The organism is Bacillus sp. LJBV19, from assembly GCF_017797845.1.
GTDB lineage: Bacteria > Bacillota > Bacilli > Bacillales > Bacillaceae > Bacillus > Bacillus velezensis.
In genome coordinates this window covers 1,797,749-1,811,397 of the sequence record NZ_CP072563.1, presented here as the reverse complement: position 1 = coordinate 1,811,397, position 13,649 = coordinate 1,797,749, and the positions used below count along the sequence as shown (strand labels likewise).

Genomic DNA, 13,649 nt, shown 5'->3' with positions numbered 1-13,649 from the left:
CTTTTTTTAAGCTCACGAATACTCTTGATTGATCACTCTTTTTATCGTACGGACAAACCGGTAAAATTCCTCCGTTTTTGTGAATTCCCTTTCGCGGTAATCAAAATTATCAAAAAACGCTTCCCGCTGTTTTCTGCTGATCTCAAGCTGTATGCTCAGCCCGGTTTGCGCCTGGTTATTGATATTTTCGGTGTCAACCCCGGCCAGACCGGTTTTTGAGGTTGCCAATTCTGCAGAAAATCCGTTTCGTTCGAGAGCTCTCACCAATTTTTTCGCCCGCTTCCGGTCGCTTCCTCCGACAAGAGTATTTTTCTCGTCGCCTTTATAACCGTGCACTGCGATAACATAATGGTGCTGCTTAATACTTTCGACTGCTGAAGGCTCATCGAACTTGGTGCTCGTAATATGAAGAGTCTGGTTATCATGCGCTTTTAATCCCTCAAACAGGTAGGTTGAATAATCATCCCTGAAAGAGCGGACGATCTCGCTCACCCCGCCCTCAATTCTCCCTCCGTGCGGCGACATGATCAATACGGGGCTCCCCTTTCGCTTATTGTACGATATATGATAATCATCGGGGTCTTCGTGTTCAGCCAGATCTTTAAAATCTGTGTATGTATCAGAAGAATTCGAGGGATCAGGGTCTGACGCATAATGAGCACATCTTATTAGTAAGACCATTGCTACGATAATGATGACATTAAGTAAAATTCTTTTCATCAGCTCTCCTTCTTTGCTCCTTTCTGAAAAATGACATGTTCATTATATGGATTTTTGTCAATAGGTCTTATCTTAACATTCTATTAACATTATCATCAGTGAAAAACTTCCCGGTTTCGAAAAATCAATGGATTGTCACGGTTCAAGCGCTCAAATGCCGGGCATCAGTGAAAAAAGGTTGAGAGAGGGCAAAAAAAAAGGGAGGAACGCCCGAATTTTCAGGGGCGGGAGATTCACTGCCGGAAACGGACGGCATCAAGAATACGCTTTTAAAAATGAATATCCGCCTCCCGAAGCAAATGCGCAGGACAGAATGGAGCCCGTCAAAAAAGTTCTCATCTGCCTTTTTGTACAGCAAAATGCCGTTACAGCCCGCTCATCCCCTTTTTTTACAATAATGGTCCGTTTTGAAATGGAGCCGTCTTTTTTCATATATATAATATCAATCGGAAGCTGTTTTTCCAAGGAATGTCTCAATATTATGTTCATGTATATACCTCCTTCCGCCGGCTTCATTATAAACGAACAAATGTTCCGTTTCAACTCGATTTCTTCTCCTGAAAAAGCCGCAAGTAACCAGCTCTCCTGAAGGACAAACAAACTGACCGAACATACGGCCTGTTCATATGGTATAGAGAGAATCGCCAGAATGGGAGGAAAAGTATATATGTTTGGTTACTCAATGGTACAAATGGTGCGGTCAAATGCTCATAAGCTGGACTGGCCGCTCAGAGAAAACGTCTTACAGTTATATAAACCTTTCAAATGGACACCTTGCTTTTTGCACAATTTTTTCGAAAAAAAGGTGAAAAACAGAAAGAAAATGTCAGTCATCATTGAATTTGAAGAGGGCTGCCATGAATCCGGTTTTCACAGCACAGGACAGGTCTTATCAAAAGAAAAACGCTGCACCATAAAAAAGCAGTTTCAAACAATCAATTGCTGCAGCGCCGAAGTCACTCCGTCCGCTCTTCACATGCTTCTTTCGCAATGCCGGGATATCCGTAAAATCTATTTAAACCGTGAAGTAAAAGCGCTCCTTGATACGGCAGCTGAATCGTCTCATGCAAAAGAGGTGACCCGTAACGGCACCGTATTAACAGGAAAAGGCGTAACTGTCGCCGTTATTGATACCGGAATCTATCAGCATCCCGATTTAGAAGGCAGAGTTATCGGATTTGCGGACTTCGTCAACCAAAAGACAGAACCGTATGACGACAACGGGCACGGCACCCATTGCGCCGGTGATATTGCAAGCAGCGGCGCTTCATCTTCCGGTAAATATCAGGGGCCGGCGCCGGAAGCCGATCTGATCGGAGTCAAGGTTTTAAACAAATCAGGATCAGGAACCTTGGCTGATATCATTGAAGGTGTGGAATGGTGCATACAATATAATAAAGAACACACGAAGAATCCGATCAGAATCATCAGCATGTCACTGGGCGGAGATGCGCTCAGATATGATAAAGAAACGGACGATCCGCTCGTCAAGGCCGTTGAAGAGGCATGGAATGAAGGAATCGTCGTCTGCGTCGCCGCGGGCAACTCCGGTCCGGAAGCTCAAACGATTTCAAGCCCCGGTGTCAGCGAGAAGGTCATCACGGTAGGCGCCTATGATGACAATAATACGGCCGGCAATGAGGACGATACGGTCGCTTCATTCTCAAGCCGCGGCCCGACGGTGTACGGAAAAGAGAAGCCTGACATTCTTGCGCCCGGGGTCGATATCGTATCTCTCCGTTCTCCGCGTTCATATCTTGACAAATTACAGAAATCAAACCGTGTAGGCTCCTTGTATTTCAGTCTGTCGGGCACGTCCATGGCCACTCCGATCTGTGCTGGCATTGCCGCCTTAATCCTTCAGCAGAACCCGCAGCTTTCGCCTGACGAAGTGAAAACACTGATCAAACAAAGTCCGGATCAATGGACAAATGAAGATCCGAACATTTACGGAGCGGGCGCAGTAAACGCTGAAAACGCCGTGCCGAAAGAGTAACCTTTTTATCATGAGAACGGGGTCGTCTAAACCTGCAGATGACTCCGTTTTTCAGGTGAACAGATGAAACATTTATAATGAAGGAACTCGGAATGCTTCAGAACCGGCTGTCAGAAAAAAAGATCAATCAAGGCAGTGTATTTCTAAAAAAATAGGGAATAAGTATGGTGTAGATAAAAGGAGGAATCACAATGGCACTTACAAACACCGAATTGTCTGAATGGCTGCAAAAACAGATTGGACAAACGCTTGATATCAGAAAAGGAGAGCTGACAGACAGCCGAAACGAGATTTCTGATATGGACCAGATCATGCTTCACCTTGATGATGTTCTCGTCCGCCGGACAAACCATCCCGATGACTATGTAGCGGACGAAGAGCTCGTCTTAAAAGGGCACGGCACAACCTATACGGAGGAAGGAAATGTCCCGCTTCCTCAAGATGCGTATGAAATCCCTCTGCTCGGCGATATTACCATCCAAAAGGAGCAAGACGGATTAAAGGTACATACAGATCGGGCCGTGTATACAATCGGGACCCGGAAAGAGCAATAAAAAGAAAAAACGCCCTGAACCAGCGGCGTTTTTTTATTGGTTTTTTTCTTCAGAATATCCGTGGAACATCGTGAATGCGCAAAGCATAATGCCTAAAATAATGATAATCGGAAGCCAGATCACGGCAAACTTATAATCCGGTTCGGCAAAAGCGCCGATGACCGCCCCAAAGCAATACAGAACCAAGGCAAGCGCGCGCAAAACAGCATCTCTCGTAAACTGCTTCCGCTTGTCCGCTTTGTAAAACCTTGCGGTGAGATCTTCAAAAAAATTAGCGAGCGTTCCCGTTAATACGGTCGTGGAAATCCCCGCTACACCAAGTTTTCTCGCGGCTGTCGTCTGCATTCCCATTGCGAAGCTGAGCAGCATAATCAGCACATAAACAGAAATGGCATCTGCAAAAAAGCAGGAGAACAAAGCAAACAGCAGCAAAACAGCTCCTTCAATAGCTAAAGCGGCAGTTACCGCAGGGGGCCAGAATGATTTCTTTTTATTGCCCACAAGCAGAGCCGCGGCAATAACGCCGGCAATAAATCCGATTAACGAGGTTAATGATTTGAGTACGGCAAGGTGCCATGAGTTGCCGATCGCCAGGCCGAACAGAACGATGTTCCCCGTCATATTGGCGGTAAAGATATGTCCCAGGCTTAAATAACCGATCACATCCACAATTCCCGCTGTTAAACAAAGAAGTAAAAGTGCAATATTTCGGTATGTAGTCACTGTCAATGTGATCCAATCCTTTCTCATGCTGATTCCAACATATAAGTTTACTCTTTGCCATTTCATATGTCCAGCCGGCGTGCCGCTTTTTCAGAGCATAAAAAAACTCCGGCGAACCGGAGAAGCTACTGAACGATAAATAGTACTCTCGTGCCGTCGGAGTATCCGCTCATTTGATTTCCAACCCATGAACCGGCCCCGCGGTTATCCGACGGGGTTACATATCTGATATCAGCCCCCGCCCCGCCTTCTGTGCAAACTGCCATGGGCCATTCATCACGGTCAAACCCTGGCTTTGTCGGAATTCCTTTCAATGATTCTTTCCTTCTATTCTCCGCTCCGCCCCGATCAATTGTACAAATCTCAGAATGACCTGCCGAAATGGCGTCTTTTATATGATTTCCCGTCTCCGGATATTTTGACAGCGGGAAATACAGCACCTGATCGTATCGGGATGCGGCACGAGCAGCACTGTCCGAATGGATGCCGGCGCCCGTAAGGCCGATCTGAAGAGAGATCACCAAAAGCAGACTTGCCGCCCATTTCATAAACGCATTCATTCACATCCTCCTTAAGAAGTTGATATGAAGCGTAAATATGTATATTAGCCGGATTTAACACACATGATGAAATGGCAAAAAAAGTTTGCTGTTTTGTTGATAATCAACGAAAATGGCGGCTTTGCGATTTGTCTATTGAACCGGCTTCTGTTTCCTTATATATTTTAGACATACTTATGAGCCGTTGTGATCAGTGTCTTCGGCAGATAAAAGGAGGAATGCCGTCCGGTCGGCAGGCACCGGCTGTTTGTTATGTCTTTTCAAAAACATGAAGGCGGGGAAATCCAGATGGAAAAAACAATGTTTCACCCACACTCACCCGAGTTTCACGAAAACCCTTTTGCGGTTTTAAGCAGATTCAGAGAGCAGGACCCCATACATAAATTCGAACTGCAGCGTTTCGGAGGCACCTTTCCGGCTTGGCTCATCACGCGTTATGATGATTGTATGGCGTTTTTAAAAGACGGCAGAATTACGAGAGATGTAAAACGGGTCATGCCGAAGGAGCTGATCGCGAAGCTGAATGTCAGTGAAGATATCGATTTTGTCTCAGAGCATATGCTGGCAAAAGACCCTCCGGATCATTCACGTCTTCGATCTTTGGTGCATCAGGGGTTCACTCCCCGGATGATTGAGCAGCTTCGCACCGGGATAGAGCAGATCACAGAAGAGCTGCTGGATGAAATGGAAACAAAAGCAGACCCTGATATCATGAGAGATTTCGCCGCACCGCTTCCGTTTATCGTCATTTCCGAACTGCTCGGGATTCCGAAAGAGGACCGCGCCAAATTTCAAGTGTGGACAAACGCAATGGTCGACACGTCAGAAAGCGGACAAGATGCGACCAACCAGGCTCTCAAAGAATTTAAACAATATATGAAAACACTGATCGAAGAAAAAAGAAAACATCCGGCTGAAGATCTGACAAGCAAGCTTATTTACGCTGAAGAGGACGGCCAAAAGCTGAGTGAATCAGAGCTGTATTCCATGCTGTTTTTGTTAGTCGTTGCCGGGCTTGAAACAACGGTTAACCTTCTCGGCTCCGGCACCCTGGCGCTTCTTCTGCACAAAGACCAGATGGAGAAGATAAAGCGGCAGCCGGAAAATATCCAGACGGCGGTCGAAGAGCTTTTGCGTTATACCTCTCCCGTCATCATGATGGCAAATCGATGGGCGATTGAAGATTTCACCTATAAAGATGTTTCTATTAAAAAAGGTGATATGATATTTATCGGCATCGGTTCAGCCAATCGGGACCCGGAATATTTCGATGATCCTGATACATTAAATATAGCGAGAACACCGAACCGTCATATCTCTTTTGGATTCGGCATTCATTTTTGTCTCGGGGCTCCGCTCGCCCGGATGGAAGCATCCATTGCCTTTACCGCGCTTTTAAAACGGTTTCCGAATATAGAGCTGAAAGGCGCGCCCGAGAATGTAACATGGAGAAAAAATGTGTTTTTGAGAGGGCTTGAAACATTGCCTGTCAGATTTTAATATCGCCCCCCCTGTTATCGGGGGTTTTTTTAATGTCTTATAAACAGAAATCAATATGACAATGAAAATTTAGTACATAGTGAATTTAGTTCTATATGGATAAAAAAAGCGGCCGGATTGCTCCGGCCGTTCTCTATTACCGTTTTACCAACTCATTTGTTTCGTCCAGCTTTTTTCTGAAAGATTTAAGGAAATTTGCGCTTATCGTTCCTTTGTTTGCGTACAGTTTTTCGCAGAATGCCTTAATGGCATTTTGCGTCTTTGGTTCCGACAGCATTGTGACATGATTGGAAGAGTGAACGTCCAGCAGGTGAAACTGTTTCATCTGGCGTTCCCATTCTTTCCAATACGCATCATGGTCTAACGGAATTTGTTCTTCCTCTGCTGTCAGATAACGTTCAAGATCTCCGAGGAACAAACCGCTTTTATTACGGAAGTAGTAGCATTGCAGCGCTTCCGGATGAGGCAGCGGCTTCATGTCATACTCTTCCATTCCGTAAGCGAGCTGCGTCTTCATCATTTGCTCCAGCTGCATCCGGATCGCTTCTTCGGATTTTGGCAGACCGCGCTTTTTGGCAAGGCCGATCAATTCTTTCAATACTTCTTCTTCCTCAGCCTGGACGGTAATGTCTTCTCTGCTGATTAATGCCTCTTCAAGGTTTTCAGGCTTAAGATATGCCGTAAGCATCGTATTGATCGTTTGCAGCATGACCGACTTAACAGATGGTTTTCTTTCTTTCCATTTTTCACTGTACGGGGTGTCGATCATGACGGCGCTTTTTACCGTATGACCTTCCTCCTGCAAGAGGCGCGCGGTTTCATATGCAAGCATTCCGCCCAAGGAATATCCGCCGAGGTCATAAGGGCCTTTCGGCTGTACCGCTTGGATGATTCTCATATAAGAAGCGGCCGTCTCTTCGATTCCTTGCAGCGGCTCTTTCCCTGTCAAACCTCTTGCCTGTATGCCGTAAAAAGGTCGCTGACTCTTTTTGGCGAATGGCTGGTATGCTTCAACGCCTCCCGTTCCGCCGTGAAACCAAAAAACAGGACGGCCTTTTTCTCTATCATTCAGCTTGACGAGTTCTGGAAAATTTCGGCCCGCCTCCTGCGATTGGTTCGTTTTTAACAGCATGCTAATCTCCTGAACAGTGCTGCATTTCTGAAGAGCCTCCAGACTGATGCGGCTGTCTCCGTCCTCAAGTTTTTTCAGCAGCTGAATAGAGGAGATTGAATCGAAGCCGTATTCAGTCAGCGGGTTATTTTGATCCATTTCCGCTGGCTCCATCCCCAAAATGTCTGCCACAATGTCAGCCGCGCTCTCGCAGCGGATCTGAGGATTCTGTGATACCGGTGCAAGGCTGATGTCTTCTGACTGACCGCCGTTCCAATACTTATGGTTTTCAAAAGGATATGTCGGAAGCGGCACTCTTTGAACAGATTTGCCTTGGTGGAGTCTGTCCCACGGTATATCCGCACCTTTCACCCAGCAAAATGCAAGTTTTTCCGGATTGTTTTCAGCCAATAGCGTCTCCGTGACGACTGTACCGAGAGTCCCTTCCAGTAAAACGCCGATATCTCCTGATCCAGTCTGCTGACTGCCTGTAAAGAAGCTTTTCATTCCATTGCTTTCTTCGGAAAATGCTCTGTACTCTTTCAGTTTTTCCAGCAATTCATCTTGATTGCGGGCAACGAGTGCCAGGCGGCAGTTCATCGCCTCACGGCCGGTCTGAAGCGTATAAGCAATATCCCGCAATGACGGAGTATCTCCAGTTCGCACAAAATCAGCCAGCTGACCTGCGGCCGCCTTAAGACGTCCTTCGCTCTTAGCAGAAAGCACGATAAGCTGCGGTTCACACGCAGATTCTTTGTCTTTATGGCTCGGGCTGTACTGTTCCAAGACGACATGCGCATTCATGCCGCCGAAGCCATAGCTGTTAATTGCGGCCCGGCGCGGAATCGGTCTGCCTGTATGGTCGGTGAGCTGTGTCCATTCCTGATTGTCTTCGGTGAAACGGAAGCGGCTTTTCTGAATGGCCATTTGCTCATTTGCAGCTGTAAATCCGGGAATGCCCGGGATGGTATGATGCTTCATGGCCATCGCCACTTTTATAAGGGCGGCCAGTCCGGAAGCGAGTTCGCCGTGGCCGATGCAAGGTTTCACGGTGCTGATATAACAAGGCGCGCTTTCCTCTTGATTTGCAGACTCGCCGTAGCCCGCTTTGATTGCATTAAACTCCAGCGCATCTGCCAATTCGGAGGCAATGCCGTGTGCTTCAATATAAGTGACGGTTTGCGGATCAATATCGGTGTCTTCGTACGCTTTTTTCATCGCGGCCTTCATTCCCGCCGGATTCGGTGCGTGAAGCGACATGCCTTTACCGCCGTGAGACGCTCCTGTTCCTTTAATGACCATGTGAATATGATCGCCGTCTTCAATTGCCACCTCAAGCGGTTTGATGATGATCACGCCCGCCCCTTCGCTTCTGACAAAGCCATCGGCATCTTTTTGGAACGATTTCGCCCGGCCGTTTTTGCTTAAATATCCCATTGAATCAAAACCGATAAAGCCCTTCGGCGACTGCAGAATATTGGCGGCCCCCACGACAGCCTGCTCACATTCGTTATGACGGATTGATTGAACCGCCCTGTGCAATGCCACCAGCGTTGACGTGCAGGCAGCCTCGTAATATTCACTCGGTCCTTGTAAATTCAAGGCATATGATATTCTGTTCGGAATGATGGACGGGATGGCTGTTCCATTGTTCGGATCGCTGTTGCCCGCGGCAACGAAAACGCCTGTCGGTCTGCTTGATAACGCCTTATTTGTCAGGCCCGCATCCTCCATTGCCTTCCATGTATGCATCAAAAGCAGAAATTGCTCCGGCCCCATTTGTGATGCCTCTTTAGGGGAAATTCCGAAAAAGAGCGGGTCAAATTCGCCGACACCGTCAATAAAACCGCCCCATCTGAGACTCGTGTCATTCTCATCACCGGCGTAACGGCGCCAGTCCCAGCGGTCCGCCGGAATTTCGGTAATACAGTGATCCCCGTTTACGATGTGCTCCCAAAAAGACTGGATATCCGGGGATTGCGGAAACTGAGCTGACATACCGATAATCGCGATTCCTTGCTTGATATCGGCGTTATCACAAGGCGGATGCTGTTTCTTCGGTAAAGTGCGCTCTTCTGTTTCCGTGACCCTGGCCTCTTCTGAATGCTTATGATCGGCAAGCAGTTGAGAAAACTTGCTCTTATATGCTGACGCGAAGTGGCGGGTCAGCTCCTCCGCGGTCGGATACTCGAAAAACAATGTTGGATTCACATCGATGTCCGCCTCTTGGCCGATCTCTTTTGTCAGCCCGATCAGGCTCGCTGAATCAAGTCCCAATTCCATGATATTCGCGTCAGACGGGAGAGATGGCGCGGGTTCATCCATCATCTTGGCGAGCTTGCCAAGGACGTAGCTGCGGATATCATCTGTCAGACTGCCGGCAGAAATCGGTGCTCCCGCATTCTTAACAGCCGTTCGGGCCGGCTGATTCATCTGTTCGGTTTTCGGGCGGAACCGTTTCAGGGCATAGCCTTCAAAACGCATCACCACTTCCGATCGGCTGCTGATGACATCTGCGTTAATCAGAATCATTTCCCCCGTTTGTTTGGCCAGCTTGATGTGCAGCCAGCAATCGGTAAGATCTTCCGGGCTGCTGAAGGTGACGGAATTAATGCCGAACGGCAGATAGCTTTCCGCCTCCGTTTGGTCCAATAAAGAAAGCGAGGCCAAGTAAGCACTGTTGGCGATTAATGGATTTACGGCATAATGTTGCGCTTGTTGTGAGTCGCTATTGTTCAGGTTCACTTTTGCTAAAACGGCATCAGTGCCTTTGTACAGGCGGGTGATCGTTTTAAATTCTTCTCCCCACACGACGGTTCCCGTTCCGTCTCCGTATAACTCATCTATCCGGCCCACTTCCCGGTAAGAGCGCTGAATGGCCGCCAGATCCGCGTGCTGCTTTTGAAACGGATACGGGCTGCACTCGGCATACGCCGCTATGCTCCAATCAGGAGACGTGCGGCTGCGGTGCATTATGCTCAGTTCAAATCCATCCCCATTTTGTTTCGATTCTGTTTTCAGCTCGATGCGATCGCCTTTTTTTACGGTAATGGGGCTGACGTAATTCAGTTTTTTAATTTGTCCTCCTTCCGATTCAGGAAAAAGATCACAAAAATGATCGACTGCCAGACTGTTATATGTAGCGCCGACGAGTACCGGTTCTCCGCTGAATTGATGCCCTTTCACGTATGGATCGTCATCACTGTATACCGCCTGAACGCCGGCAGCGTTTTCTGATTCACCGAATTGAAAAGAAGTCCCGTGGTCAAAAGCGTAGGCCGGCAGATGAACGGCGTGCTCTTGCTGCAACTGATCAAACGCGATATTCTCTCCTTTTTCCCATTGCCGCGCACGCCGGCCAATATCAGAATCGGAGAAATTGAGATTCCGCTGATCCATGCGGTAAGCGGCCAGCTTTTCCAGCAGTTCCAGAACGGAAGCAGCCGTAAATGCCGCACGATACTCCGAATGATGCGTTCTTTTTTGCAGCGCGGATGCGATGGCGGCCGGATGAAGAGATGGCGTCTTTTCTAAAAAGGCCGCCAGTCTCTCAAGATAGGCTTCAAAACTCCATTTTGTTCTCGCTGACACAGGGAAAATATATTCCTCATCTTCGTGACGGCTCTGATCGGAATTCGGGCTGATATATTCTTCTACGATGAGATTTGCATATGCCCCGCCTGCCCCGAAGGAATTGATCATGCTTCTCCGCGGTATGATGCCCCCTGTCTCGGCATCCTTCAGACGTTCCCAATACTCGGTTTTCTCCTGCAGGTAAAAAGCCGTTTGTTCAAGCGCGATATTCGGATTTTGCGGTTTTGCGTTAATCGTCGGGACTAATGTTTCCCGCTCCATTTGCAGCAGCACTTTCGCGAGCTGGGACATGCCGGAAGCCGCCTCTAAATGGCCGAGATTTGACTTGACGGATCCAAGCGCGCAAAAACGTTTTTTATCAGTATATTGCGCGAACGCGTTTGTCAGGGCAATGACCTCAATCGGATCTCCCAATACAGAGCCGTTTGCCGCTGATTCAACATAACTGATTGTTTCCGGATTGATTCCGGCCTTGTCGATGGAAGCCGCCATGAGCTTCGCCTGCTGTTTAGGATCCGGAGCCGTGTACATCTGCCTTCCGCCGCTATGGCACAACGCGCTGCTTTTAATGACCCCGTAAATATGGTCTTTGTCGGCAACCGCTTTGGAGAGCGGCTTCAAGAGCACCGCCCCGACTCCTTCTCCCGGCATCAGGCCCGTGCCGGTTCCGAAGCTTTTGCTTTCACTTCCCTGTTCAAGCAAATTCGCCCGTTCGAGCGCATCATATTTAGACGGTTCAAGCGTGAGATTGACCCCTCCGGCAATCGCCATGGAACAGCTGTTAAGCTTCAGGCTTTCACAGGCGAGATGAATGGCGCTCAGTGAGCTGGAGCATGCGGTCGTAACGCCCATGCTCGGGCCCGTTAAATTGAAAAAGTGGGAAATGCGGTTGGCGATATGCCAATCCCCTCCGTTAGAGCTGAGCGCAGCTTTTTCCAATGACGGGATATTCCAGAAATATTGATTGTACATACTGCCCATAAATACACCGATGCCGCTGTCTGATTCCTGCCATTCGTTTACTCTTTCTAACGAGTAGCCGCCGTTTTCAAATGTTTCCCATACGGTTTCTAGGCTTAGACGGAGCTCAGGCGTCATCTCCATCACATGGTCTTCCCGGATGTCAAACAAGTGATGGTCAAAAGCGTCAATATGCTGCAGAAATCCGCCGTACCGTGTTTTGCGTTCTTCTTTTCGTGTTTCTTTTGCCATTGTTTTCAGAAGACCGGATTTCCATCTGTTTTCCGGAGCTTCCGTAATACAGCTGTCTCCGGCTTTTAAATGCTCCCACAGCTCATCGAGGGTTTCAGACTCGGGATAGCGGCCGCTGATGCCGATAATGGCAATGTCGTCACGATCAGAACGATTAACGGTGACGGTTTCTGTTTCCGGCTTTGGCGCTTTTGGCTCTTTTTGTTCAGTGATAAACCGCCGCGTTTCCGTGACAAGCGGCACCGGTTCATTCATTACAGGTTCCGGATGCTTTGTTTCAGGAGGCGCTTGTTCGGCTCCGAATGCCTGTTGCAGCTTATCCGGGTAAGTTTCCAGCAAATACTCGGCAAGTTCTTTCGTATTCGTGTGTTCAAATAAGACCGTTTTCGGCAGCTCGCCCGTCAATGTTTCCAGTTCGCGGATAAAATTCACCTGCAAAATGGAGTCGATGCCGTATTTTTCAAAGCTGGTTTCCGGCTGAATGCGCTCGGGAGCAAGCTTTATGGACTTGGCTAACGTTTCTTTTATGAATTGCACAGTCCGGTCTGTGACTGAGAAAGGCGGTTCTGTGAAATCAGCCGGCTCTTCGGAAGCCGCAGTTTCTTCAACCGCCTGCGCGTCCGGCTGCTTTTGCCTGATGACGCCGTCGCTTTCTGCTGCCACGATCTGCTGGCCGAGGTGATGTGACGATTCCGCCATAAATGTAACGTACCGATATCCCTCGCTTTCCAGCGCAGACTGCCACGCTTCAGGATACAGCCCCGGGCATCCGGGAATGCGCAGTTTGGCGTCTTCATACAGCCACCAGCCTTCCAAAAGACCGAATGTCAGATGAGAATAAACCGAATGGCTGCTGATCTCATTTAATAGCAAAATCCCATTCTTTTTAAGCACCGCTTTGGCATTGCGAAGCGTCCGCCGAATATTTTTTGTCGCGTGAAGCACATTTGCCGCAATTACCGCGTCATATGCGCCCGCCTCTATACCCTGCAAAGCCGGGGGCTCTTCCACATTAAACCGCTTATAAGTCAAATACGGATTGTCGGGACCGTATTCTTTTTCAGCATGCATGAAAAAGGCCTTTGACAGATCGGTGTAGCAATATTCTTTCACATGATGTTTGTACTCTTTTAATCTTTTGAAAACGGCTACGCTCGTCCCGCCCGTCCCCGCTCCGATCTCTAATATCCGGATTTCCGCGTTCGGGTCTTCTTTCAGGCGTTCTTCAATGAAAGCTGTCAATGTGTCAGCGAGCACCTCATTAAAGTAGTCTGCCGTTTCATTGTTTTTATAGATTCCTTCCACCAATTCCATTGAGGAATCGGGAAACAGAACATCAGTGGCAGAAACTCTGCCGGATAAAATATCCGGCAAAGCTCTGAGAGCGGTCTCCACTAAGGTGATCATCGCCTGTTTGCTGCTGTCCTTGAGTAAAGGAGCTTTCTTTTCATCCCATTCTTGCCACAGAACGTCCGCACGCTCTATCGGACCCGTTAACACATACGTACTGCCTGACTGTTTCAAAAAGCCTTTTTGCACCAAGATGGAGATGCTTTCTTCCAGCCACCTGCCGTAAAACCCCTGCATGACAGGCTGCGTTTCGTTTTCCGTAAAAAATCCGACAGATTTCAGCTGGCCTGCCAATAGTTTGTAAAGAAGATCTTCAGTGTTTTGCAAAG

At 48.1% G+C, this 13,649-nt stretch carries 8 protein-coding genes; 3 read left to right on the top strand and 5 right to left on the bottom strand.

Annotation, left to right across the window (positions count from 1 at the left end; translation table 11 throughout):
- Positions 1 to 12 precede the first annotated feature (12 nt).
- Together J6600_RS08735 and J6600_RS08730 are read right to left on the bottom strand one after the other, a co-directional pair.
- Positions 13 to 720, bottom strand: coding sequence for a poly-gamma-glutamate hydrolase family protein (locus J6600_RS08735; protein WP_014417828.1), 708 nt, complete (start codon positions 718 to 720; stop codon positions 13 to 15).
- Positions 721 to 975: 255 nt separating this feature from the next.
- Positions 976 to 1,209, bottom strand: a complete 234-nt coding sequence (locus tag J6600_RS08730; RefSeq protein ID WP_095272140.1) for a hypothetical protein — start codon at positions 1,207 to 1,209, stop codon at positions 976 to 978.
- A 178-nt stretch (positions 1,210 to 1,387) separates the two neighbouring features.
- Here J6600_RS08730 and J6600_RS08725 point away from each other — a divergent pair, with 178 nt between their 5' ends.
- Positions 1,388 to 2,716: a serine protease AprX gene (locus tag J6600_RS08725; protein WP_022553314.1), complete on the top strand. Its 1,329-nt coding sequence runs from the start codon at positions 1,388 to 1,390 to the stop codon at positions 2,714 to 2,716.
- Positions 2,717 to 2,907: 191 nt separating this feature from the next.
- Positions 2,908 to 3,270: a protein YmzB gene (gene ymzB, locus J6600_RS08720; protein WP_007410383.1), complete on the top strand. Its 363-nt coding sequence runs from the start codon at positions 2,908 to 2,910 to the stop codon at positions 3,268 to 3,270.
- A gap of 33 nt (positions 3,271 to 3,303) precedes the next feature.
- On the opposite strand, the gene J6600_RS08715 is transcribed toward ymzB, so the two are convergent.
- Complete coding sequence (locus tag J6600_RS08715; protein ID WP_003154084.1) at positions 3,304 to 4,059, bottom strand: YoaK family protein; 756 nt, start codon at positions 4,057 to 4,059, stop codon at positions 3,304 to 3,306.
- A 59-nt stretch (positions 4,060 to 4,118) separates the two neighbouring features.
- On the bottom strand, positions 4,119 to 4,553 hold the full coding sequence (locus J6600_RS08710; protein WP_209388260.1) for a NucA/NucB deoxyribonuclease domain-containing protein: 435 nt from the start codon (positions 4,551 to 4,553) through the stop codon (positions 4,119 to 4,121).
- Positions 4,554 to 4,841: 288 nt separating this feature from the next.
- Between J6600_RS08710 and J6600_RS08705 the strand changes: the two genes are divergently transcribed.
- Entirely contained in the window at positions 4,842 to 6,053 is a 1,212-nt protein-coding gene (locus J6600_RS08705) for a cytochrome P450 family protein (RefSeq protein ID WP_061862630.1), read from the top strand.
- A 136-nt stretch (positions 6,054 to 6,189) separates the two neighbouring features.
- Here J6600_RS08705 and J6600_RS08700 read toward each other — a convergent pair whose 3' ends face one another.
- On the bottom strand, positions 6,190 to 13,647 hold the full coding sequence (locus J6600_RS08700; RefSeq protein ID WP_209388259.1) for a beta-ketoacyl synthase N-terminal-like domain-containing protein: 7,458 nt from the start codon (positions 13,645 to 13,647) through the stop codon (positions 6,190 to 6,192).
- Positions 13,648 to 13,649 lie beyond the last annotated feature (2 nt).

Excerpts from the sequence above, each read along its gene's own strand:
- J6600_RS08735 (WP_014417828.1), bottom strand. The coding sequence starts at position 720 with ATGAAAAGAATTTTACTTAATGTCATCATTATCGTAGCAATGGTCTTA.
- J6600_RS08730 (WP_095272140.1), bottom strand. The coding sequence starts at position 1,209 with ATGAACATAATATTGAGACATTCCTTGGAAAAACAGCTTCCGATTGAT.
- J6600_RS08725 (WP_022553314.1), top strand. The coding sequence starts at position 1,388 with ATGTTTGGTTACTCAATGGTACAAATGGTGCGGTCAAATGCTCATAAG.
- ymzB (WP_007410383.1), top strand. The coding sequence starts at position 2,908 with ATGGCACTTACAAACACCGAATTGTCTGAATGGCTGCAAAAACAGATT.
- J6600_RS08715 (WP_003154084.1), bottom strand. The coding sequence starts at position 4,059 with ATGAAATGGCAAAGAGTAAACTTATATGTTGGAATCAGCATGAGAAAG.
- J6600_RS08710 (WP_209388260.1), bottom strand. The coding sequence starts at position 4,553 with ATGAATGCGTTTATGAAATGGGCGGCAAGTCTGCTTTTGGTGATCTCT.
- J6600_RS08705 (WP_061862630.1), top strand. The coding sequence starts at position 4,842 with ATGGAAAAAACAATGTTTCACCCACACTCACCCGAGTTTCACGAAAAC.